Here is a 24,193-nt window from a genome sequence, read left to right as displayed (position 1 = left end):
AACCCGACGGGCTTGATCTAACGCAAAAGAAAGGGGCAGGTATTGCATGGAGCGCAGCGTAAAAATCCTTTTGTTCCTGATCGTTACCGGCCTCACCTCCCCGCTGCTGGCAGCCGACTGGACCATCGGCATCCTGGCCTTACGCGGTGAAACCGCCACCCGCACCCACTGGCAGCCGCTGGTCGACTCGCTTAATCACGCCGTGCCCGATGCCCACTTCCGCCTGCTGCCGCTGGATCTCAACGGCATGCGCGAGGCGGTAAACCAGGGCACCATCCAGTTTGTGCTGACCAACCCGGGGCAGTTTGTCCAGCTCAACAGCCACTACCATCTGCGCTGGCTGTCATCGCTGCGCTCCGGGCAGGGATCCGCCGTGGAGAGCATGACCACCGGCAGCGCCATACTGGTGCGCAACACCAGCAGCATCACCCGCCCACAGGATTTGGCCGGAAGAACGCTGGGAGCGGTGGATGCGCAGGCCTTTGGCGGCTATCTGCTGGGCTACCGGGCGCTGCGTGATGCCGGGTTACAGGTGGATGACAGCAAGGTGCGCTTTGTCGGTTTTCCGGCCGATGCCCTGCTCTATCTGCTGCGTGAAGACGCTATTCAGGCCGCCATCGTGCCGGTCTGTTTACTCGAGAGCATGGACAGCGAGGGGCTGATCGACAAAAGCCAGTTTCGCGTGCTGCTGCAAAAAAACGTCGCCTTTCACTGCCTGACCAGCACCCCGCTCTACCCTGACTGGTCGTTTGCCGCGCTGCCCGGCGTGGACGACCGGGTGGCGGACGCGGTGACCCGGGCCCTGCTGAGTTCGCCCCGCTGGGGGGCTCCGACCTCCACCAGCGATACCGAAGCCCTGCTGCGGGAACTCAACCGCCACCCGGAGCAGCAGCGGATCGGGCAGACGGTGATCGACTGGATGCGCCAGCACCGGCTGGCTATCGGGCTGTGTTTACTGCTGGTGGTGCTGTTTATCGCCAACTATGGCTGGGTGATGGTGCTGGTGAATCGCCGTGGCAGGGCGCTGGAGCAGGCAAACAGCCAGCTGCTCGCCCAGCAGCAGACCCTGGAGCAGGCCCGACAGATGAGCATTCTGGGGGAGATGGCCTCCGGTTTTGCCCACGAGCTCAACCAGCCGCTGGCGGCCATCCGCATGTATGCCCAGGGCGGGCTGAACCATCTGTCCGCGGCTGAAAACCGTGCCGCGGTCGAAAAGGCGCTGGTCAATATTGAATCGCAGGCCGAACGCTGCGGGTTGATCATCCGCCACCTGCGGGAGTGGGCTAACCCGGCGCGACAGAGTGAACAGGCGACGGAAAGTGTGACCCCCTGCGATGTTGCCGGGACCCTCAGGCAGGTACTGACCCTCCTGCAGCTGGAGAAGGCCGCGCCCGGCCTTGCCGTACATCTGACCTGCCACCAAACCGTTATGCTCTTTTTGCCGCCGGTGGTGCTGGAGCAGGTGCTGGCAAATATCATTTTGAACGCGGTGCAGGCGGGTGCCAGCAACCTGTGGATTGACCTGGATCGCGATGAGCAGCAGCACCGGATAACCCTGCAGGATGATGCCGGCGGCGTCCCTGCGGAACAGCTCGCTGAGCTGTTCCGCCCCTTCCATTCCGGTAAAAAAACGGGCATGGGCCTGGGGCTGGTTATCTGCCAGCGGCTGCTGCGTGGCGTTAATGGCGATATCAGCGTAAACAACCACCGCGCGCCGGACGGGAGCGACGGGACGCGCGTGACCCTTACCTTTGCGATCGGCGAACACAACGGAAAAGCGTAATGATTCATTTAGTTGACGACGACGAGGCGGTCACCAGCGCCTGTTGCTATTTACTGGAGAGCCTGGGCCACAGCGTCCGGTGCTGGAACCGGAGTGAGCAGTTTCTGCGCGAAGCCCCGCTCGGGACGACCGGCGTCGCGCTGCTGGATATGCGGATGCCGGAGATGGACGGGCATGCGCTTTTTCAGGCCATGCGCGAGGCCAACAGCACCCTGGCGGTGATCTTTCTCACCGGGCACGGCGACGTACCGATGGCCGTCCAGGAGATCCAGTCTGGCGCGGTCGATTTTTTACAGAAACCCGTCGCCGCCGGGGCCCTGACGGCGGCCATTGAGAAAGGTTACGCCCACTCGGCGCGCCTGACGCAGACCAACGAACTCAGGCTGCGCTACGCCACGCTGACGCCAAAAGAGAAAGAGGTGGCACACTGGGTCGCCGCCGGCCTGATGAATAAAGATATTGCGCTAAAGATGCATATCGCGCTCCGCACGGTGGAGGTTCACCGGGCGCGGGTGATGGAGAAGATGGACGCGAAAAGCATGGCGGAGCTGGTGTTGCAGATTAACCGTTCAGGCGCATAAAAAAGCCTGCCGAAGCAGGCCTTCGTCATTACTGCAACGCGTCGAGAATGTGATACGCCGCCTTCACTCGCTCCGGATTGGGGTAATTTTTATTCGCCAGCATCACAATGCCGAGATCCTTCTCCGGGATAAAGGCGATGTAGCTGCCAAACCCGCCGGTCGCCCCGGTTTTATGCACCCATGAGGCCTTTACCGGCGGCTGCGCCGGGGTGATGGCCACGGCATCCCGCGCCGCCAGGGCGTACTTGTTATCCGCCCCGGCCTCCAGCGTTTGGGATGTCACCGGCCAGTTCAGCATCTCCCAGCCCAGCCCCTGATACATCTCCCCCATTTGCCAGTAGCGTGACTGGGCGATCGCCACCCCTTTTTTCAGGGACGCATTCTGAATGCCATCCGGCCGGAGGTTGGCCTGTAGCCAGCCCGCCATATCCACAATGGAGGTTTTCACCCCGTAGGCTTCTGCATCGAGCATGCCCGGCGAGACATGCACCGCCTTGCCGTCCCGGTAGCCCCAGGCATAGTTCGCCCGCTCATTTTCCGGAACAGCGATCCACGTATGGGAGAGGTTTAGCGGTTTCAGCACCCGATGGGTGAGCGCCTGCTCAAAATTCATTTTCGAAGGTTTCACCGCCAGGGCGCCAAACAGGCCAATACTGGCATTGGCATACTGGCGCCTGGTCCCCGGAGCCCATTCCGGCTGCCAGGCCTGGTAATATTTTTCCAGCGATGCGGTATCGGTGACGCTGTCCGGTACCTGTAGCGGCAGGCCGCCCGCGGTATAGGTCGCCAGATGCAGAAGCGTGATCCCTTCCCACTGCTTGCCCGATAACGCAGACCAGTACTTGCTGGCAGGATCGCTGAGCGCAATCTCCCCGCGCGCTACTGCATCGCCGCCCAACACCCCGGTAAAAGTTTTGCTTACCGAGCCGAGTTCAAACAGCGTCTGGCGGGTGACGGGCTTGTTCCCGGCGACGTCCGCCTGCCCCCAGGTGAAGAAGTAGGGTTTGCCCTGATAAATCACCGCCACCGCCATACCCGGGATCGCCTGCGCCTTCATCAACGCCGTGATGGTGGGGTTAACCACCTGCGCGACCTGCGCCGCCTCCGGCGTAGTGGCCAATGCGGAACCGGACAGGCAGAAAAGGAGCGCACAGAGCAATGATTTCTTCATCGGGATGATCTTTATCGAAAAGTGAGGGGGCTATTTTGCAGATCTGACGGAGGAATGTAAAACGGGCCAGGGAGCCTGCACGGCCCCCTGGGGTGATGCTTGATGGTTCCCGATTATGCCCGGCCGAAAAGCAGTCGATCCCCTATCTTCATCCCCATTTCGCGTAAATACTTGCCGCGAAAAATTTGTTCCCTTTCCCACTCAGCCAGGGCCTTATCCGTGTCATCCGGCCAGGCTTGCAGGGCATCGCCTAACGCCAGAGCGTTGGCGGCCGCTTTGGAGGTGCTCGCCGCGGTATGGGGCCGGGGAACAGAGGCGGCGTCACCCAGTAAAATCACCCTGCCCTTCACCATCTTATCGACGGCGAGATCGCGTATCGCCTGGGCAAAGGGCTCCTTTGTCGCCTGTACAATTTCGCGGAAGCCGGGCGGGAGTAGCCGCTGTGCTTCGTCCATCAGATGCGCTTTCCAGCGTGCGGCCAGCAGCCCTTCCGGCACGGAATAGCTTCGCGCAACACCGTCGGTTCCCGTCATGATTGCTTCCCGCTGCGCATCACCAACGACCCGGTACCAGACCCAGTTGTAAAAACGGTGGCCTGGCCGTAAATCGTTATCCGCCCCCGGCACCAGATAGCCCAGAATGTGCGAGCCCGCGTTGCTGGCGAAGGCAAAATCGCCGTGAAGCTGCTGTCTGGCCAGCTCAGGCATTTCGTTTTCGGCAACCAGCCCGCGCCATGCGATATACCCGGCGTATTCGGGCGTGTCGTTCCACAGCAGTTTGCGCACAAAAGAACCGTTGCCGTCAGCACCGATCAGCAGATCCCCGGTCTCCTTTGCGCCGCCTTCAAAGATGGCGGTGACGTGCTGGTTGTCAGGAAACGCCACATCCGTAAGCACATGGTTTTTATGATAATGAATATCGCGGATCGTCGAGCGCATCAGCGAATAGATCAGTGACCACGAGGTTTGCACCTGGGGGGCATACTGCCGCTGCTCCACCGAGCCGTCCGGGCGATACACCACTCTCTGCGCTGAGCGCACGCCCAGAGTGTCCCAGTCGCGTTCGATACCGCTGCGGCGGATTAACGCCACCACTTCGGGCTGGAGCACAATGCCGCCGCCTCTGCTGTCGAGATCCCGGGCCGAGCGTTCGAAAATATCGACGTCCCAGCCCGCCTGCTGCAACATATTCCCTGCAAATAATCCCCCTAACGAGCCGCCGATAATCAGGGCCCGTTTTCTGGGGTGCATTTCACCGATCATATCGGGCTCCCTCTCGTTTAATCAGGTCGCGATAAGCATCCATAATGTAATAGCGGAGCTGATCCACCGGAACGGCGCCCGTCAGCCTGATACCGGCAATATCAAAGGTGGGAACGCTGCTAATATCGCCCTGCCGCGCCAGGTCTTCCAGCTGGATCACCTCCGCCTCTCCCGCGGTACTCAGCAGATAAATGCGCGCGGCCTCTTTGTCTATCCCGCATTCGCCGGCCACCTCCGCCAGGACATCAAGGTCGCCAATATCTCTTCCCTCCTCGAAGTATGCCTGAAACAGGCGCTTAACCAGCAGGGATCGGGCCTTTCCGGCAGGGGCAAAAAGCGTCAGCCGATGCGCCGCAAAGGTGTTAGGAACGCGCTGAATGGCCGGGTAGTTAAAGGCGACATCGTCCGTTTTCCCCTTCTCAACGGTGTGCTCATCCAGCTGATGCGAATATTCCCAGCTCCCGAATTTAGCGCGGCGATAGGCGACACGCTCCATGCCCTCCAGCGGCATACCGGGGTTAAGCTCAATGGGCAGCCAGTCGACCTCGACCCCGACGTCTTCGGGCAACGATTGCAGTACCTTTTCCAGCCGGGCATCCGCAATCCGGCACCAGGGACAAATAAAATCTGACGTAATCTTGATGGATACTTTCATGTTTCACCTCTCACTGCGGAGAAGGCTAACACTGTTACTTAAAGGTGATAATATGGTTAAAACAGCTTACAGAGTTGCGCAAGACGCAACGATGCGGGGAGAGAAAAATGGATATGCTGGCATCGCTTGAAGCCTTTATTACGGTAGTCGAAGAGGGTGGCTTTGCACCCGCCGGCAGAAAGTTAGCCCTGGCAACGTCTTCGGTCACCCGACAGATTGACGGCCTGGAAAAGGTGCTCGGCACCCAGCTGCTAACCCGATCGACCCGCAGCGTGGTGCTGACGGCGGCCGGGCATGTTTACTTCGAGCACGCGGTCAGGATCCTCAACGACCTGGAGTATGCCAATCAGGAGGTGCGGGACCAGACGGGGGAACCCCGGGGGGTGTTAAGGATCAGCCTGCCGGTCTCGTTTTCCAGACTGCATATCGCCCCGCTGCTGGCCCCCTTCTCTCGCCGCTATCCGTTGATCTCTCTTGATCTGACCTTTACCGATGAGGTCGTCGATTTGGTGGAAAAGCGGCTAGACTTGACTGTCCGACTGGGCAAGGTCGACTCCCCCAATCTGATCGCACGCAAGCTGCTTTCCCAGCGTCGGTGCGTCTGCGCCAGCCCGGACTACCTGCAAGCGCAGGGTTATCCTGACGTACCTGCGGATCTTAAAAACCATAACTGCCTGATCTTTTCCTATTCGTCCGGCAAAACGAAGTGGTATTTCAACGGGGAAAGCCAGGTCGCTATTGATGTGAAAGGCACGCTGAAGTGCAACAACTCAGAAATACTGCGCGAAGCGGTGTTAAGTGGCTATGGCATCGCGCTGCTGCCTGACTGGCTGATCGGCAAGGATATCCAGGAGGGGAAGCTGATCGGGTTACTGCCGCAATGGCGCGCAGAAGTGAACGACGGTGAGGATGATTCCGCGATTTATGCCATCTACCATCCGACCCGCAGGAACACCAAAAAAGTGAAGGTGTTTGTCGATTTTCTGATGGCGCATCTTTCCCCGGAGACGGAAAGTGAATAGTGCAAATTCAACAGCGTTGCGTCTGACGCAACGTACTTTTGCGTAAACGTCATGTTCTGTTATCGCTGGCTGTACGGTATGTTGATGAATATTCAAGGATAAAAATCGCTAAATCCCATTTCTAACGCTGCAATCCGGAGTGACATGTATGTCTAAACCCAAGCTGTTTACACCGTTACGTATCCGCAATCTTGAACTTGAAAACCGTATCGTGATCGCCCCCATGTGCCAGTATTCTGCCGAAGAGGGCTGTATGACTGACTGGCATACTCTCCATCTGGGGCAACTGGCCCAGTCCGGCGCGGGCCTGCTGACCATTGAGGCGGCAGCCGTCTCCCCCGAAGGGCGAATCACCTACGCTGACGTCGGGCTCTATGATGACAAAACCGAAGAAGCGATGGCCGGGGTGCTCAAGACTCTCCGTAAGTGGTCAAATATTCCTGTCGGCATCCAGCTGGCCCATGCGGGCCGCAAAGCCTCAACCTACAAGCCCTGGGATAAGCACGGGCAAATCCCACCCGATCAGCAGGGTGGCTGGCAGACCTTAGCCCCTTCCGCAGTGCCTTACAGCGAAGGCTATACCCTCCCGACCGCTCTCGACAGCAACGGGTTAGCCGAAATCCGCAGCCAGTTCGCACAGGCCGCGAAACGTGCCGCCCGACTGGGTATTGACCTGATCCAGATCCACGCCGCGCATGGCTATCTGTTACATCAATTTTTATCCCCGCTCTCTAACCAGCGCACGGATAATTACGGCGGTTCGCTGGAAAACCGGGCCCGCTTCCCGCTGGAGATCGTCGACGCGGTGCGGGAAGCCTTCCCTGCCGATAAAGCGATCAGCGTGCGTATCTCCGCGACGGACTGGGTTGAGGGCGGGTTTAACCTCGAGGAAGCCGTGGAGTTCTCGAAGATGCTGGAAGCCCGCGGAGTGGATGCGATTCACGTCTCCAGCGGCGGCCTGCACCCCGATCAGCAGATTGAGGTCTACCCAGGCTATCAGGTGCCGCTGGCAAGAGCGGTGAAAGCTGCCGTGAAGATTCCGGTGGTGGCGGTGGGGTTAATCACCGACCCGGAACATGCAGAATCCATCGTCGCCAGCGGAGATGCGGATATCATCGGGATCGCCCGTGGCGCGCTCTACAATCCGCGCTGGCCGTGGCATGCGGCGGCGGAGCTGGGTGCGCAGGTGCATGCGCCGGATCAGTATCTGCGCTGTCAGCCCCACACGCTGAAGAACCTGTTTAAGTCCTGATCCTGTCTCTGGCAAGTACCCGTGGCATCACGGGTACTCTTCAAGCGCTCAGAGATAAAAAAGCCCAAAACTCTGCGAGAACAGATTAGATAATGATGAAGTGAACCAAAGCACTCACCATTGCTAAGTTAAAAAAGAGACAAGTTCTGCTCGAAGGCGCGGGAATAAGAATTAACGCAAAATCATATATGCCGCGCAGAGCGTGAACAAAATAACAAATATCCAGCTGAACCAGTAAAATGCATTACTTGCCCCCAATCCTGTGCGAGAAACAAAGACATTATCCGTTGCAACAAATAATCCGGACGTCTTACGAAATTGAGCAATATAATAAACGCAATAACCCAGCATGAAAAATATGAATAACACACCACCGACCTTATGAGAAAAGATCGCCAGCAGCAAGCTAACAGCTATTATGCCCAAATAGACGACTGCTGCGGTAGATTCCATTTTTTTTAATTTTTGCCTGATGGCGCTATCATGCAGCGCTTTCCAGCGTCGAAGTGTACTGATACTAAAAGCATATTTTTCGCACAACGCTTTATCAGGTACGCCTTCTTTAGCCTGGCGAAGAAAATCTGCAATTTGTTCGTCTGTAAAACGCTTTTTACTCATCGAGTCTCTTCCTTCGCAGAACATAGATGGGATTTGCCCTCACCTGCAAGATGAGTAACGGAAAAGATTCTGAGTGAGAGAGGTACAGATTCTAGATACAAAAAAGCCCGTTTTCACGGGCTTTTTATGCAGGAGAAACCGAAAATTATCGTAAATTTTGATTTCGCCTTAAATTTGGCGGAAGCGTAGAGATTCGAACTCTAGAACCCTTTCGGGTCGCCGGTTTTCAAGACCGGTGCCTTCAACCGCTCGGCCACGCTTCCAGAGTGAGGCGCACTATAAACATCTCTGTGCGCTATGTAAAGAGGCTAATTGAAGAATTTGATAATGTTCCAGTTTTGCACCCGGCGCACTTTTTTGCACATATGTGCAAACTTTTAGCAAAAATGTAACATTGCGTCGATATATTCCTGACTGTCTTTCACAGCCAGGGGTCAACGAGTGTCTTACCCATCTGATATCTACCCACGCCACAGCGCGTGGCAAAAGCTCCGCCATACTCTGTCGATTGTCAGCCATGAGCCCGCCAACCTGCTGGCTGTGCTGCTGCTCGCGCTGTTCAGCTGGATAATCCTGGCTCCGGTCATTTCCGTGTTGCTGAACGCGGTGCTGGTGCAGAGCGGCGATGAAGGCCGTACCGGAGCAACCGAGGGGGCATTTACCGCCTGGTACCTGCTGCGCACGCTCAGTTCGCGTATGTCCGATATCCTGCTCTGGACGCCGTTGCTTAATACCCTGGCGGTGGCGCTGAGCACCGTCACCATCGCCCTGGTGGTTGGCATCGTGCTGGCATGGCTGGTGAATCGTACCGATATCGCGGGCCGCAAGTGGTTTGCCACCCTGCTTATCGTCCCCTTTATGCTGCCCTCCTGGACCTTCGCCCTGGCATGGAGCACCATCTTCAAGAATCACGCCATCGGCGGGCAGCCGGGATGGCTGGAGGCGATGGGGATCCAGACCCCGAACTGGATGGCCTACGGCTATTTCCCCATCGTGACCATTATGGCGCTGCACTACGCCCCGCTGGTGATCCTGATTGTCGGTAACGCCCTGAAGCGCATGGACAGCCAGATGGAGGAGTGCGCCCAGGTTCTCGGCGCATCCCGCCGGGTTATCGCCTTTAAAATTATCATCCCGCTGGTACGCCCGGCGCTGCTCTCTGCCGCCCTGCTGATTTTCGCTGACTGTATCGGCGAGTTCGCCCTGCCCTATATTCTTGGCCTGCCGGTGCATTTCGATACGCTCTCCACCGGGCTGTACCGGGCCATCGGCACGCGTCAGTCCGGCGTGGCGGCGGTGATTGCGGCGGTGATCATGCTGATGGGCATGCTGACCCTGATGCTGGATATGAAAATGCTGCGCGAGGCGAAACGCTTTGTGACCCTCGGCGGAAAAGGGGTGATGGAGCGCCGGCGTAGCCTGGGACGCTGGCGCAGCGCCGCTACCGCCCTGCCGCTGGTATTCGTGCTGATGGGAGTGGCGATCCCGCTGCTGACCCTGTTCCTGTCAACGGTGATGATCCTCCCGGGCCGCTTTAGCGCCGATAACTTTACCCTCGATTACTGGATTGGTCACAACCTCGACACCGTAGCCCTGCACAACGGTATTCTGCTGAGCCCCGAATTCTGGCGCACGGTGGGGAACACGCTGGTCATCGTCGGCTCGGCCTCTCTCGCCTGCGGCGTGCTGGGCCTGCTGGTGGGCTACGCGGTGCTGCGCTGCCACTTCCGCTGGGTCGCCGCCTTCCTGCGCCAGCTGATCTTCCTGCCCTATCTGGTGCCGGGCATTGCCTTCGCCGCCGCCTTTCTGTCGCTGTTTGCCGTGGCCCGGGGGCCGGTTCCGGCCCTGTACGGCACCCCGTTTATTCTGATCCTCGCGCTGATTGCCGAAAAAATGCCCTACGCCAGCCGCTCCGGCATCGCGGCGATGACCCAGCTCGGCAAAGAAGCCGAAGAAGCGGCGCGGATTGCCGGTGCCGGCTGGTTCGCCCGACTTCGCCGCATCGTCATCCCGATTCAGGCTGCGCCGCTGGCGACCGGGATCCTGCTGCCGTTTATCTCAGGGATTAAGGGGGTCAGCCTGTTCGTCATCCTCGCCACCCCGGCCACCGACGTGCTGACGACCTGGTCCCTGCGCCTGATTGACTACAACTACCAGCAGGCGGCCAATGCCGTGGTGCTGATGATTGCCCTGATTTCATGGGCTGGCACGGTGATGATCCAGCGGATCACCGGTACCGGTCTGGCTGATGGTCTGGAGAAATAAGATGCCTGATATTCAATTAACGAATCTCACCAAAACCTACCCTGGCAGCAATGCTCCGGCGGTGAACAACATCAACCTGACGGTGAAAGACGGCGAGTTTATGTGTCTGCTGGGGCCGTCCGGCTGCGGCAAGACCACCATCCTGCGGATGATTGCCGGCATTGAGCACGCCAGCGGCGGGGAAATTAGCATTGGCGACAAGGTTGTTGATTCCATCGCCCGGGGCACGTACGTGCCGCCGGAAAAGCGCGGCATCGGGCTGGTCTTCCAGAGCTATGCGCTCTGGCCGCATATGACCGTCGAGCAGAACGTGGATTTCGGCCTGCGGCTGCAGAAAGTGCCCGCCAAAGCGCGTATCGCCCGCTGCCAGGACGTGATGGAAAAACTGCGCATTGCCGATTACGCCAAACGCTATCCGGCGCAGCTCTCCGGCGGCCAGCAGCAGCGCGTGGCCCTGGCCCGTATGCTGGCGGTCAATCCTGGCGTGCTGCTGCTGGACGAGCCGCTCTCGAATCTCGACGCCACGCTGCGCCTGGAGATGCGCGCCGAGCTGCGTCGCCTGCATGAAACTTTCGGCACCACCATCGTGTTTGTCAGCCACGATCAGTGGGAGGCGATGACCCTTGCCACCACCATTGCGGTGATGAGCGCCGGACAGATGCAGCAGGTGGGCACCCCGGATGAGATTTACGCTACCCCGGCCAACCGCTTTGTCGCGGAATTTATTGGCACCCCGCGCCTGAACATGATCCCGCTGCACCAGCCCTGCAGCGAGCTGGCGCAGCATCTGCAACGGCGCTTTACCCTGCACGATCAGACCCAGCTCTGCGGTATCCGCCCGGAAGAGATTGTGCTGAGCGCAGAGTCTTGCAGCAACGCCGTTCCGATGACCATCGATAACATTATGCCCACCGGTGGAAGCTGGGTGATTGAGCTGGTGGCCGGGGAAGATCGGCTGTTCCACTCCACGCAGCTGCGACCGCGCTGGCAGACGCGTCAGCAGGTGCATTGCCAGCTCCCGACCTCGTCCCTGCACTTTTTCAACCGCAACGGACTGCGTCACGACGTGACCGCGAATTAACCCCATTGACCCTTAAGGAATTCACATGAAGCGCAAGTTGTCCGCCGTCCTTATCACCAGTGCCCTGCTGAGCAGCGCCGTCGCTCAGGCTGAAACCTTCGATCTGCAAAAGCTGATCGCCGCCGCGAAACAGGAGCAGCCGATTACCGTTTATGCCTCGACCGGTAAAATCGTGCAGCAGGCAAAAGCCTTTAGCGAGCAGTACGGCTTGCAGGCCGTGGGCGTGAAAGCCGATGCGCCGCAAATCATTGAGATCATGAGCCGGGAAGCGCAGGCCAAAAACGTTCGCGCCGATGTCGCTATCGTTGAGGACGCCCCTGCCGGGATGACGCAGCTACTCAAAAAAGGCTATGTCCAGAGCTGGGTGCCGGACGATCTGAAAGGCGACATTGCCGCCCGCTATCAGGAGCCCCTGACGGTGGTGCTGGCGCCAAACGTGTTTGCCTATAATACCGATCATCACGCTACCTGCCCGGTGACAAACCTCTGGCAGTTGACCGAGCCGAAATGGCGGGGCCGCGTCGCAATGCAGGATCCCACCAGCAAACCGGCCTATACCGACTGGTTCAGCCAGATGGAAACCCACTACGATCGGCAGGTTCGTGATGCTTATCAGCAGCAATTTGGCAAGCCGCTGCAAACCGACGAAAAATCCGCAACCGCAGCCTTTGTGAAGGCGCTGGCGGCCAACGGTGTACTGCTCACTCACTCCGATAACGACGCGGCATCCGCCATCGGCGCGCCGGACAGCAAAACCGACTTTGTCGGCCTGGTGTCAACCGCCAAGTTCCGCGACAACAAGCAGGGGATGAAGCTGGGTCTGTGCAGCGGCCTGAAGCCGTTCATCGGCTGGAACTACCCCAGCCTCGGCGTGGTCGCCACCGGCAGTAAAAGCCCGAACACCGCGAAGCTCTTTACCCACTATCTGCTGACCGCCGAAGGCATCGCGCCCCAGGGCGTGGACGGTAAAATGTCCACCAACCAGAAGGTAAACCTCCCCGCTGACGAAGCCTCCGGGATTGAAAAACATCGCGGCGAGCTGATGGAATACCTGACGGCCACAGCCCAGGGCGACTGGGCGAGCCGCCAGGACTGGCAGGACATCTGGAGCCTGAACTACAAAAAGTAGTTTTCAGCGTACATTTTCATTCTGAACAGGCAGCACACTTTGACTACTCATGATATTGAACAGCGGGAAGCCGCGCTGAGGCGCATTATCGTTGACGCCGGGGATACTGCCCTGCGCTTCTTCCGGTCGCGAAAAGCGGGCGAGTATGAACTGAAGGGCCATCAGGATCTCCTGACCGAGGCCGATACCTTCGTTGAGAAGCAGGTTCTGGAGGCCCTTGCCGGGGCGTTCCCGGACGACTTGATCCTCGGCGAAGAGTCCGCCAGCCAGCCTGCCAGCGCGGAGAGCCTGTGGGTGGTGGATCCCATCGACGGCACCGCCAACTTTGCCCGCGGCATCCCCCATTTTTGTGTCTGCATGGCGTGGGTTCGCCAGGGTGTTACCGAACTGGGGGCGATTTATAACCCGGTAAGCCAGGAGCTTTATCTGGCCCGTCGCGGCCATTACGCCCTGAAAAACGACCAGCCGCTGCGCTGCACCGCCATTACCGACCCGCAGCGGGCCGCCGTTGAGCTGGGCTGGTCTTCCCGTCATAGCCAGAATCACTATCTTAAGGTGCTGGGCTCACTGCTCACGCTGGGCGCCAGCGTGCGTCGGGGCGGCTCCGGGGCGCTGGCGCTGGCCTGGGTGGCGGAAGGCCGCACCGACGGGTATCTCGAAATTCATATGAACGCCTGGGATTGCCTGGCGGGGCTTTTACTGGTGCGCGAAGCCGGTGGCGTGACGGGGGTTATTCCTGAAACTGCCGGGGGAATTTTCAACGGCCTGCCGGTGCTGGCTGCCGCGCCAGGCATTGCGGCGAAACTTGCGGCTGCGGCAGGGATCCCGCTGACGATCGAAACAGAGGCGAAACACGCGGCAGGGCACTACCCTCGCCCGCCCATCAGCCTGATCGCCGAGGATTTTCCCGGCTGGGGCGTGGATATTTATATTGGCGGATCCAGTGGTGTCAGCGATGCGGCCCTGCTGGCCGAACATGATATCGGGGTCGTGATTAACTGCGCGGTCAACCTCGATATCGACTGGGTGATACGTCCGGAAGCCAGTGCGCCTCCGCACCTGTTATCTCATGGTTCAGGCCCGGTCCGCTATTACAAGCTGGGGCTGGTCGACGGCGAAGGCAATGCACCAGAAATGCTGCACGCTGGCTATCAGCTGATGCGTTCGGCGTTGCTCCAGCAGATCCCGGATAAAGCCTCCTACCCTGTCCGCAAGCGCGGCAATATCCTCGTCAACTGTCGCGGCGGGCGCAGCCGCTCTGTCGCTCTGGTGGCGCTGTTTATGCATCTGGAGTGCCCGGCACGCTTCCCGACGCTCGAGGCAGCTATCGATCTTATCCGCGACCGACGCCAGCTCCAGCCGGACGAGTGGTATGAAACGCCGAAGCCGTCGCTGATCCGCCTGGCCGAACATGCCATTATCCGCGAACGGGCCATCGCCGGAGTGGAACAGCGTCATGAGCAATAACAGCCTGCGGAAAAATCCCGGCTTCGCCAGCGCCACCGAGGTGGCGCGCCTGGCGGGGGTCTCCCGTTCTGCGGTGTCACGCACCTTTACGCCGGGTCGCAGCGTGTCTGAGGATACCCGGCGTAAAGTGCTGGCCGCCGCTGAAGCGCTGAATTACCACGTCAATCATCTGGCGCGGGGGCTCTCCCGGGAGGAGAGTCGTCCAGTCTGTATTCTGGGCGGCAATCTGTCGTTTCCCTGGCAGTCCAGCCTGCTCGACCACCTGACCCGCCGTCTGCACCAGGCCGGACGCGCGGTGATGGTGATCAATACCGACGACGACGAAACGAGTGCCCGGGAGGCGCTGCAGCAAACGCTGAACTATCGCTCAACCGCCACCATCGTGCTGTCGGGCAAACCACCCGGGTCATTGATTGAACTCTGCCTGCAGAGCGGGCAACAGGTGATTGCCATCAACCGTATGGGCCAGTTTCCCAGCGCGGACAATATTGATATCGATTACAGCTCGACGATGAAGGAGGCTTTTGACCACCTGTTGGCTGCGCATTGCCGTCGTCTGGCTGTGGTCTCCTCCTCTGCCCGCTCCCCGAGCATGATTACCCGTGAAACGCGCTTTCTGGACGCCGCCGCCGAAACGGGGAGCGAGGTCACGCTTATCCGTCCCGGCAGCGCCAGTTACCAGACCGGCGTCCTCGCCGCACGGGAATTGCTCAGCCAGGCTTCTGTGCCGGACGGCGTCTTCTGCGTCACGGATCTCATCGCCTGCGGTTTTATCGATGCCGCCCGCCACGAGTTTGGCCTGCGCATTCCGGAGGACATCAGCGTTATTGGTTTTGATGATATCGAACAGGCAAGCTGGCTGGGGTATCAGTTGACGACCTTCGCCCAACCGCTGGCAGAGATGGCGGAGGCTGCCTGTGACATGCTGCTTGCAGCAGATGCGGAAAAACCGGCCCGCCGGGTGTTCAGGGCGCAGCTGGTGAAACGGCGGACCACGGGTCTAGCCCGGCGGCGCTGCGCTTGCACGGGCCTACAAAAACCGTAGGCCGGGTAAGCGCAGCGCCGCCGGGCGCAGTTGATTTAGAACCAGGCTTCCCACATCGCGCCGACGTTGAAGTCGTCGAGCGTTTCATCTTTCGTGTTGTTCACGCGGGCGGTGCGTTCGTTATCCACCTTACCGCCGGTGACGTAGAAGCGCAGCATCGGACGGAATTCCGGGCCCATCGCAATGGACATGTTCTGCGACAGGGTCAGCTTCCAGCCCTTGTTATCCCCGCCGTTGTCGTAATCAACATGCTGCCAGCCCGCTTCCAGCCAGGTGGAGTGCACATCGTTCCACCAGTGCATCGGCCGCACGATGGCGTTGTAGTTCTTGCGGTTGTCGGTGCTGTCACGGCTGTTGTCGTAGTCGTGGAAGGCCAGAATGTACTCCACCTGGGTCGCCTGGGTGAACTTGTGCAGCCCTTCGAAGCTGGCGTACACCGTGGTCAGGTCCTCGGTTTTGTTGAACACGCTGTTATCGGAGTTATCAGAGTAGCGGGCGATCACCTTGTTCACGCCGCTGTCGTTGGTGTGGCTCAGGACCACGCCGCCCTGCCAGGCGTTGGTGCGCTCTTCCGTTTCGATGGCTTTCGAGTCAAAGCCGTAGTTGGCGTACAGCTCCAGGTCGATGGGGCCGAGCTTCATGCCGTGAATTTTGGAGGTGGCCGCATAGTTGCCCTTGTCGCCGGTACCGGAGCCGCCGGTACAGGTGATGCGCGACGGGTTGGCCTCGTCGTCCATCACTTCCGGGCTACAGGATTCGACTGCCGCCACGGTCGCCACGTCAAACTGCACGCCGCCGATGTCGAAGTTCTTCACCCCGGCACCCTGGCCGTCGTGGTTCATCCAGAAGTAGTCGTTGATGCCCTGCTGCGGACGCTGGTGGAAGTCACGCCCGGCCCAGAGATAGGCGTTCGGGTTGGACGCCAGAATGTTGGTCACCCCGGCGTAGGCCTTCTTCAGGTTAACCTCGTCGCCCCAGTGGTCGATCATCACGTTGACGTCCCAGATGGCGCCGTTTTCGCCCTTAAAGGCCTTGGAGAGCTGGAACTCGCCGCCGTTGCCTTCGTTACCCAGACGGCCGATCGCCGAGGCGCCGTTATACGAGCCGTCCACCGCGACGTATTTCTGATCGGCGGCCTGGAAGTGGGCCCCGTAGCGGGCATAGCCGGTAAATTTAATCCCGAACGGGATCGCCATATCCGGGGACTGGGCGGCGCTTTGCGGTTCGTTGATGACGTCGGCTTTTTTCGCCACCGCGGCATCCATTTTCGCCTGGCGATCCGCCAGGGCTTTATCCACCGCTCTGGCCACAATGGCGTCGATTTGCTCCTGCGTAAACTCCTGGGCGAGGACAGAAAGTGGGCAAAGCGCGGCGATAACCGCCATTGTTAATGGAAGTTTTTTAATCATATTCATGGTTATCTCAATATATTTAAATTTTATTCAGACAATAACCACCCCGTTCCGGATTGACAGAATATGTCGCTATCATCAGAAAAGGTTGATTTTTATTTTTTAGGGTCCAGAGGTTCACACTATTATCGTAAGGTTATCTCCTTCACAGAATTATTCATGTTGAATTCAAAAAATGCGGGCGCTCACAGGAAGCGGCCAATAATCGGCTGAGACATACCCTCTATTTTTCTGGCCGATTGCTCAATTACGTTATTTCACTATCAGAGTAAGATAATGCTCAAACGTGAACCGCGTCGCAAAAATAACCTTATATTTCCACCACATTGACAACCCGGCGGCTGAACTATTTAGCGAGTCTATATAAACCAGCACTCGACGATCACAGAAGTAAAAAAACATAATTACTTAATTTAAAAACGTAATGGATTCTCCCGGACCACCTGTGTCAGAAAGAGCTTAACATTCATAAAACAAATCGGAGATCGGATTAGAATGAGTAAAAACATAATGCAAAGCCGGCATGATGAATATCATAAATTATCTCGTGGGGAACGGATTGGTTACGGGATGGGTGACTTTGCGCAAAACCTTGTGTTTGGGACGATAGGAGGTTTTCTGGCACTTCACATGTTGACTGTAAATACAATCGGTACAGCAACGGCGGGATTCATATTTCTGTTCGTGCGCATCATCAATGTTTTTTGGGATCCGATGGTGGGAACCTATGTTGACAAAAGAAGTTCAGCGGCTGGCAAGTATCGCCCCTGGATTTTAAGGGCCGGCGTTCCGCTCGTTATTCTTTCCGCTTTACTTTTTGCGCCCATTCCGGGCGTCAAAGGTTCCGTTCCCTTTGCGTTTATCGTTTATCTGGCACTGGATCTCGTTTATTCCGTAGTGAACATACCTTATGGTTCCCTGAATGCTTCTTTAACAAGAGATCCTGAATCGATTGATAAACTGACCAGTACGCGAATGATGTTGGCTAACAGTGCCAATCTGCTGGTCTATACCCTCTTCCCTATGTTTGTCCAGATGGCCTCACCAAAGGATCGGAGCCTTAAGGATACGGGGTTCTTTGGCCTTGAGCTCAATATGGGCAACTATACCGATCCATCAGCGAATTACGCCTGGTTTGGCGTTTACTCGATTTATATGGTAATCGGAGCGGTTGCACTTTTCATTTGCTATAAATTCACTAAAGAACGTGTGGTTGCCTCTGCCGAGCAAACGGCCAACGTAAAAACGACAGATTTATTCCTTGAACTCAAAAATAACCGCCCTCTGGTTATTCTCGGACTCTTTTTCATGCTGGCGTTTACGTTCATGTTCTTCATGAACACGGTAAATGGCTTTTTCAATCAGTACGTTGTCGGCCATTCCGAATGGATGGGCGCCGTTGGCCTTGTCGCCTCAATACCGGGCATCCTGTTCCCGATTTTTTGGCCCAAACTGAAGAAAATCTTCGGTAAAAAAGGGTTCTTCCACATTTTCCTGGGCATGTTTATTGTAGGGGAATTATTAACTTACGTTTGGTCACGTGAGGGTATGCATGATGCGCTCTGGCTGGCTTACATCGCTACATTCATTAAACAGTGGGGCTTAACGTCGGCTACCGGATTCATGTGGGCACTTGTTCCTGAAGTCATTGCTTATGGTGAATTAAAATCAGGCAAGCGAAATGCTGCCATCATCAACGCCATTATGGGTCTCTTTTTCAAAATTGGTTTTACTATCGGCGGAGCGATTCCACTGTGGTTACTGGCTGTTTATGGCTTTAACGAAACAGGGGCACAACAGAGCGCCAATGCTATTGACGGAATAATCATCACTGCGGTCTGGATCCCAATCGTGTTAGCCTTTATCTCGATGATCGTTATTCACATTTATCCTATCTCAGATAAACATGTCACGGATATTAACCGTCAGCTTGATGAGATCCGCGTTTAGTTTTATTTTCATTAAAAAGTCTTAGAACGATATAAGCCAGTAAAATTTAAAAGGTAGAATGTTATGTCACTTATTCAGAACCCTGTACTCCCTGGTTTTAACCCAGACCCAAGCATTATCCGTGTAGAAGATACCTACTATATCGCAAACTCAACGTTTGAGTGGTTCCCTGGCGTTCGCTTGCATGAATCAAAAGACCTGCAAAACTGGACTCTTCTGCCCAGTCCTCTGTCCACAACAGCGCTTCTGGATATGAAAGGCAACCCCTCTTCTGGCGGGATTTGGGCTCCGGCGCTCTCATACGCCGATGGCAAATTCTGGTTGGTTTATACAGATGTGAAAATCACAGAAGGCGCTTTTAAGGACATGACAAATTATCTGACCACCGCAACAGATATACGTGGTCCGTGGACCGATCCCATCAAACTAAATGGCGTCGGCTTTGATGCGTCACTGTTCCATGATGAAGACGGGCGTAAATATTTGGTTCAACAAACCTGGGATCACCGAGAGTACCATCATCCCTTTGATGGTATTACCTTAACGGAGCTGGATACCAGGACATTAAAATTAAAACCAGAGACAGCGCGTACTATTTATCGCGGCACTGCCGTTGCACTTGTTGAGGGGCCACATCTCTACAAGCTGAACGGGTACTACTATCTTTTCGCCGCTCAGGGGGGAACCGTGTTTACCCATCAGGAGGTTGTTGCACGTTCCAAAACGTTAGATGCCAACAGTTTTGAAACAGAGCCCGGCGAAGTCTTCTTAACTAACGTCGATACGCCAGACAGCTATATCCAGAAGCAGGGGCATGGGGCGTTGGTGTCCACCCCCAGCGGTGAGTGGTATTATGCCTCGCTCTGCGCACGTCCGTGGAATCGTGCAGGTGAGTCAGCCTACGATCCTCGTGGTTGGTCAACCCTTGGCCGGGAAACGTCTATTCAGAAAGTGTACTGGGATGAAGATGGCTGGCCACGTATTGCGGGAGGCCATGGTGGAAAAACCTTTGTCGAAGGGCCGGCCGATGCCATTTATACCGAAAGCGCAAAAGATCACAGCCAGCACGATGATTTTAAAACGGCGACACTCGATATTAACTGGAATACGCTTCGTGTCCCCTTTACAGAAAAAATGGGTACCACGGGCGATGGAAGGCTGACGTTAACGGGACAGGGTTCTTTAGCGAATACCCATAACCTTTCGCTGATTGCCCGACGCTGGCAAGCCTTTTATTTTGATGCTCAGGTTAAAGTCAAATTTAATCCATTTAATTACCAACAAATGGCAGGATTGACGAATTATTATAATGACCGTCACTGGAGTTTCGTTTTCATTACCTGGAATGAAATCAACGGCTCTGTCATCGAAATAGGTGAGAATAACCGTGGAAAATATATCTCTTATTTGAAAGATAACGCCATCAAGATCCCGGAGGGCACAGAATTTGTCTGGTTCCGCACGAAAGTTCGGAAGGAAACTTATACGTATGAATACAGCTTCGATGGCGTCACTTTCACAGAGATCCCTGTTAAATTAGATGCCGCTATTCTTTCTGATGATTATGTCCTGCAAAGCTACGGCGGCTTCTTTACCGGAGCGTTCGTTGGCCTGGCGGCAGTCGACTACTCTGGTTACGATGCCAGCGCAGAGTTTTATAACTTTGTTTATCAGGAACTCGGCGATAAGAAAACTGGCGATAATGCCTGGAGCTGGGACGCGAGCGAATCACGTTTTGATTAAATAATAAAACGCCTGCGTTATTGCAACGATAACGCAGGTTCTAAGGGGCTACCTGATACCGTGACGCCGCGCGTGTAATAGCAAACGGCTTTATGCGGCACCCGGGTAGTTGAAGCAATGCTGGCCCTGGCAAACCTCTCCTGCACAAATAATTGCCAGAATATCTCTTCCGCTTGGCATAAGCATCATGATTATTAGTAGGTTTATCATAAATCATTCGGTGCTTAGTTGCTGAAGAGATTAGCATGTAGTATTTTGAAATTTTCACAGTAACGCTGATTTTTAAGGAAGTTATTAAGTTTCATAATAAATATACGATTAAATGAGCTTCGCGGCAGAATATATAAACAGATCACTTACGGCGATTTATTTCCCCAGGGAAATAAAGCATGACTAAGAAGGGGCAATAAAATGAAGAAGATACTATTCATGACAATTTTCCTGGGTATGAGCGCATCGGTTGCTGCCGGAGAAGCGCATTTTTGTGGTTCGCCTGAAGTTAGTGCTTTGGCAAGCGGTCGACAAGATATTAATGACAGCACGGTTTTCACCTGCGGGAGTGGCATTAAAGGTACTCTTCCAGAACTGGCAAAACAGGGCTGGAAAATTGTGCAAGTAAGCGATCAGATGGCATCGACTTCCCAGATGGATCCGAGTAAAGCCACTGTCTATTCGCGTTTAATTATACAGAAAGACTGAGTGCGTTCGGTTGCTGTATATTCTTTATAAACTCCGCACTACGACAGAACAGAGATTCCCGGCAGACATACCGGGAATCAGATAAAACTGCCAATTTCATAAATGAACAACTGGACAGGATATTAATCAAAGATAGGGGAACATTTTAAAAGCCGACCATAAGTTATCATTGAGCGCAACAAGCCCAACGGAAATATAGGCCAGTATCGCGAGAAACCCTGTCAGGTATAAAATGGTTTTTTTAATTTTTCGCCTGAATTTATAAATGACGACTGTAGTGATCGCCATCACAATGGCCTGCCATATCAGATTTGTACCCAGATCGTAGGGATTAACCACACTCCCTATCATCATGGGTACAGTAAGAATAGAGTATGCACCCTTGAGTACAAACCATACGATCCCGCCAGGAACTGCGAGAATACCGCCCTGATAAACTAACATACCCGCAGAATTGAGCCCGGGAATGAGAATTAAACCAAAAACAATCGCCCAGGCCAGGCAGGCGACTATAAGATACCCAATAACCTGACCTATAACCTGATCACCCTCATGATGCGACGAATTAAGAGCAGAGTTAGCAAGTTCTGATTGATATTTTTCCTTCGCGTCTGCAATTCGAGCCTGTGATTCAGTATCGTACTGTAAATGAGGTCTGGCATTTGTTACATAATTCCCATCACCATCTTGTCTTACACCCATAACAAATCCTCTTTATTATTAATTAGCTTTGATGCGTAGTTAACAACTTATTTTCTTATGAGAATTTACTCACCCATATTTTCAAGTGGATATTGTAACTAAGTAGAAAAGAAAATGAAGACAGCAGAGAAATTATATTTTCATTGCAATATGAAGTACTTCATTCCTGATTGCTATTTCTATTCATTTAGCATTCCTGTCCTTCCGGCTGGTGACCGCAACACTGGCCACTGCCTGTGATGACCGGTGGGCCCTGCTCAGTGAGCTGGTTAAACTCATTGTTTAAACGGTATCAGCTTTTAATAAAAAGCAGTAACAAAAAAGCCCTGCGATATTGCTATCGCAGGGCTTTCAAATTTGGCGGAAGCGTAGAGATTCGAACTCTAGAACCCTTTCGGGTCGCCGGTTTTCAAGACCGGTGCCTTCAACCGCTCGGCCACGCTTCCTAAGTGAGGCGAACTATAAACACCTCCGGGCACCCTGTAAAGCGCACCCGCGATCGTTCGCCTGAAAAATAGTCAAAATGCGTTTAATCGGTTGAATAGACAACGCATTGACCATTTTCTCAGCACAGTGTCTTACCTGCGACCCTTAGTGCTTTTTAATATACATATCTTTGGTGAAGTAATACCCCAGCTTATCCGGCGTAAAGCCCCCTACCCACGGCTTCACCAGGTGGGTGCGCACGTAGTGATAGACCGGGATCGCCGGTACGTCCCGCGCCAGCAGATCTTCAGCCTGCTGGTAGAAGGTGCCGCGCTCGGCGGTGGTCTTCGCTTTTGCGGCGTTGTCCAGCGCCTCGTCATAGGCCGGATTGCTGTACTGGCTGGTATTTTGACTGTCGCCGGTACGGAAGTTATTCAGGAAGGTGGCCGCATCGTCGTAATCGGCGATCCAGGCATAGCGCACCGCATCAAAGTTGTGGGTGTGCATGGTGTCCAGCATCGTTTTCCACTCCTGGTTTTGCAGCTTCGCCTCCACGCCGAGGTTTTTCTTCCACATCGAGCTGGCAGCGATGGCAATCCGCTGGTGCGACTCCGAGGTGTTATACAGCAGATTAAAGCTCAGCGGATGGCTGTCGTTATAGCCCGCCTCGTTCAGCAGTTTTTTCGCTTCGGCAATGCGTTTTTCCAGCGGCCAGCTGGCGTAGTCCGGATTGTGCAGTTTGACGCCGCCGATATCCGGCTGGCTGATGACCCACGCCGGACGCTGCCCCTGCCCTAACACCTTCCCGGCGATAATGTCTTTATCCAACGCCAGGTTCAGCGCCTGACGCACGCGCGGGTCGTTAAACGGCGGGCGGGTGGTGTTGAATTCGTAGTAATAAGTCGCCAGTTGCGGGGAGACATCCAGCTCGCTGCCCAGCGTTTTTTGCAGCTGGGAAAACTGGTTGATTGGCACGGTATAGACAATATCAATTTCGTCCGCCTTGTAGCGGTTGACGTCGGCGGCTTCGGAGGCGATCGGCAGGTACGTCACCTTGTTGATCACCGTATGGGCGTTGTCCCAGTAGCGCGGGTTACGCTCGGCAACGATCCGCTCGTTGACCACCCACTGGCTGAGGGTATAGGGCCCGCTGCTGACAAAGTGCTCCGGCTTGGTCCACTTATCGCCATAGCGGCCAATCAGCACCTTATCGACCGGCACCAGCGACGGGTGCGCCAGCATGGCAAGAAAGGCGGCGTTAGGCTGGGTTAGCGTCACTTCAAGGGTGGTGTCATTCAGGGCTTTTACTCCCAGGGTGTCGGGAGATTTCTTGCCCTCGGCGATATCGGTGGCGTTCAGCAGATGCATGCTGCCGGGGTAGCTGGCGTAGGGCGAAGCAGTTTTAGTATCCACCAGCCGTTGCCAGCTCCAGACCACGTCCTGAGCGGTGATGGCGGTGCCGTCACTCCAGGTAATGCCCGGGCGAAGATGGAACGTCCAGACGGTGTTTTCCTTATTCTCCCATTTCTCAGCCAGCCGCGGTTGGATCTCCCCGTCCGGCGAGACGCTGACCAGACCTTCGAACAAATCGCTGATAATATTGAATTCGACGTCGCTTTCGACTTTATGCGGATCGAGCGATGCCGGTTCATTGCCATTATTCCTGACCAGTTCCTGCTTCTCTGCCAGCTCAGTGCCTGCCGGTACGCTGGCGGCAAAGGCCGTTGCGCTTGCGCAAAGGATGCCTGCCGTCAGCAAAGAGAGTGTAAATGTCGCGCGTGATGATGGTTTCATGTCCTTCGCCTTATCGTTTCGTTTTGTCGACGCAAAATAACTCTTAGCGTTGCGGCTGGAATAAGGCAATATATTTCAGTGACCTATAAGAGCTTGATCTGATTAATCCTGACAAACCGCGGTTCGTTCTGCATAT

Annotated in this window: 19 protein-coding genes and 2 tRNA genes; 12 read left to right on the top strand and 9 right to left on the bottom strand. The window is 55.7% G+C overall.

Annotated elements, in window-relative coordinates; genetic code table 11:
* Positions 1–46: 46 nt before the first annotated feature.
* Positions 47–1,783, top strand: coding sequence for a tetrathionate respiration histidine kinase TtrS (gene ttrS / locus ES815_RS17740; protein WP_142488985.1), 1,737 nt, complete (start codon positions 47–49; stop codon positions 1,781–1,783).
* Entirely contained in the window at positions 1,783–2,364 is a 582-nt protein-coding gene (gene ttrR, locus ES815_RS17735; RefSeq protein ID WP_142488984.1) for a tetrathionate respiration response regulator TtrR, read from the top strand. Before ttrS ends, ttrR begins: the two co-directional genes overlap by 1 nt.
* Positions 2,365–2,392: 28 nt before the next feature.
* On the opposite strand, the gene ampC is transcribed toward ttrR, so the two are convergent.
* The 3 genes from ampC to ES815_RS17720 all read right to left on the bottom strand — a co-directional run bounded on the left by ampC (position 2,393) and on the right by ES815_RS17720 (position 5,452).
* Positions 2,393–3,535 carry a CMY2/MIR/ACT/EC family class C beta-lactamase gene (gene ampC, locus ES815_RS17730; protein WP_142488983.1) on the bottom strand — a complete coding sequence of 381 codons (1,143 nt, stop codon included), beginning with the start codon at positions 3,533–3,535 and terminating at the stop codon, positions 2,393–2,395.
* Between the two features lie 113 nt (positions 3,536–3,648).
* Entirely contained in the window at positions 3,649–4,797 is a 1,149-nt protein-coding gene (locus tag ES815_RS17725; protein ID WP_142488982.1) for an FAD-dependent monooxygenase, read from the bottom strand.
* The gene (locus ES815_RS17720) at positions 4,787–5,452 is read right to left on the bottom strand and encodes a DsbA family oxidoreductase (protein ID WP_142488981.1); all 666 of its coding nucleotides are present in this window, start codon (positions 5,450–5,452) and stop codon (positions 4,787–4,789) included. The genes ES815_RS17725 and ES815_RS17720 overlap by 11 nt, the downstream gene beginning before the upstream one ends.
* A 107-nt stretch (positions 5,453–5,559) precedes the next feature.
* Between ES815_RS17720 and ES815_RS17715 the strand changes: the two genes are divergently transcribed.
* On the top strand, positions 5,560–6,474 hold the full coding sequence (locus ES815_RS17715) for a LysR family transcriptional regulator (protein WP_142488980.1): 915 nt from the start codon (positions 5,560–5,562) through the stop codon (positions 6,472–6,474).
* A 148-nt stretch (positions 6,475–6,622) separates the two neighbouring features.
* A complete protein-coding gene (locus ES815_RS17710; RefSeq protein ID WP_142488979.1) occupies positions 6,623–7,726 on the top strand; it encodes an NADH:flavin oxidoreductase/NADH oxidase in 1,104 nt (367 codons plus the stop codon).
* 171 nt (positions 7,727–7,897) lie between these two features.
* On the opposite strand, the gene ES815_RS17705 is transcribed toward ES815_RS17710, so the two are convergent.
* Positions 7,898–8,344 (bottom strand): transposase, encoded by a 447-nt coding sequence (locus ES815_RS17705; protein ID WP_142488978.1) that lies wholly within the window; start codon positions 8,342–8,344, stop codon positions 7,898–7,900.
* Between the two features lie 175 nt (positions 8,345–8,519).
* Positions 8,520–8,607 (bottom strand) — tRNA-Ser (locus tag ES815_RS17700).
* 178 nt (positions 8,608–8,785) lie between these two features.
* Here ES815_RS17700 and ES815_RS17695 point away from each other — a divergent pair.
* From ES815_RS17695 to ES815_RS17675, 5 genes are read left to right on the top strand one after another with little or no spacing between them, the layout of a single operon-like run.
* The gene (locus ES815_RS17695; protein ID WP_142488977.1) at positions 8,786–10,609 is read left to right on the top strand and encodes an iron ABC transporter permease; all 1,824 of its coding nucleotides are present in this window, start codon (positions 8,786–8,788) and stop codon (positions 10,607–10,609) included.
* A gap of 1 nt (position 10,610) precedes the next feature.
* The gene (locus tag ES815_RS17690; RefSeq protein ID WP_142488976.1) at positions 10,611–11,690 is read left to right on the top strand and encodes an ABC transporter ATP-binding protein; all 1,080 of its coding nucleotides are present in this window, start codon (positions 10,611–10,613) and stop codon (positions 11,688–11,690) included.
* A gap of 25 nt (positions 11,691–11,715) precedes the next feature.
* The gene (locus ES815_RS17685) at positions 11,716–12,819 is read left to right on the top strand and encodes an ABC transporter substrate-binding protein (protein WP_142488975.1); all 1,104 of its coding nucleotides are present in this window, start codon (positions 11,716–11,718) and stop codon (positions 12,817–12,819) included.
* 39 nt (positions 12,820–12,858) lie between these two features.
* Complete coding sequence (locus tag ES815_RS17680; RefSeq protein WP_142488974.1) at positions 12,859–14,286, top strand: inositol monophosphatase family protein; 1,428 nt, start codon at positions 12,859–12,861, stop codon at positions 14,284–14,286.
* Positions 14,276–15,331, top strand: coding sequence for a substrate-binding domain-containing protein (locus tag ES815_RS17675; protein WP_142488973.1), 1,056 nt, complete (start codon positions 14,276–14,278; stop codon positions 15,329–15,331). Before ES815_RS17680 ends, ES815_RS17675 begins: the two co-directional genes overlap by 11 nt.
* Positions 15,332–15,366: 35 nt before the next feature.
* On the opposite strand, the gene ES815_RS17670 is transcribed toward ES815_RS17675, so the two are convergent.
* Entirely contained in the window at positions 15,367–16,746 is a 1,380-nt protein-coding gene (locus ES815_RS17670; protein WP_142488972.1) for a carbohydrate porin, read from the bottom strand.
* A gap of 507 nt (positions 16,747–17,253) precedes the next feature.
* On the opposite strand from ES815_RS17670, the gene ES815_RS17665 reads away from it, so the two are divergent.
* From ES815_RS17665 to ES815_RS17655, 3 genes are all read left to right on the top strand, one after another.
* Positions 17,254–18,693 (top strand): MFS transporter, encoded by a 1,440-nt coding sequence (locus ES815_RS17665; protein WP_185902419.1) that lies wholly within the window; start codon positions 17,254–17,256, stop codon positions 18,691–18,693.
* Between the two features lie 63 nt (positions 18,694–18,756).
* Positions 18,757–20,436 (top strand): glycoside hydrolase family 43 protein, encoded by a 1,680-nt coding sequence (locus ES815_RS17660; RefSeq protein WP_142488970.1) that lies wholly within the window; start codon positions 18,757–18,759, stop codon positions 20,434–20,436.
* Between the two features lie 411 nt (positions 20,437–20,847).
* Positions 20,848–21,135: a hypothetical protein gene (locus ES815_RS17655; protein ID WP_142488969.1), complete on the top strand. Its 288-nt coding sequence runs from the start codon at positions 20,848–20,850 to the stop codon at positions 21,133–21,135.
* Positions 21,136–21,261: 126 nt separating this feature from the next.
* Here the strand turns inward: ES815_RS17655 and ES815_RS17650 are convergent, their stop codons facing one another.
* From ES815_RS17650 to ES815_RS17640, 3 genes are all read right to left on the bottom strand, one after another.
* The gene (locus ES815_RS17650) at positions 21,262–21,837 is read right to left on the bottom strand and encodes a hypothetical protein (RefSeq protein WP_142488968.1); all 576 of its coding nucleotides are present in this window, start codon (positions 21,835–21,837) and stop codon (positions 21,262–21,264) included.
* Positions 21,838–22,195: 358 nt separating this feature from the next.
* Positions 22,196–22,283, bottom strand: a tRNA-Ser gene (locus tag ES815_RS17645).
* A gap of 145 nt (positions 22,284–22,428) precedes the next feature.
* A complete protein-coding gene (locus ES815_RS17640) occupies positions 22,429–24,057 on the bottom strand; it encodes an ABC transporter substrate-binding protein (RefSeq protein ID WP_142488967.1) in 1,629 nt (542 codons plus the stop codon).
* Positions 24,058–24,193: the final 136 nt, after the last annotated feature.

The sequence above is a fragment of the Leclercia adecarboxylata genome (genome assembly GCF_006874705.1).
In the GTDB taxonomy this organism is placed as follows: Bacteria; Pseudomonadota; Gammaproteobacteria; order Enterobacterales; family Enterobacteriaceae; genus Enterobacter; species Enterobacter adecarboxylatus_C.
Note: the sequence above shows the minus strand (reverse complement) of the source record. Positions and strands in the feature narration are given on the sequence as shown.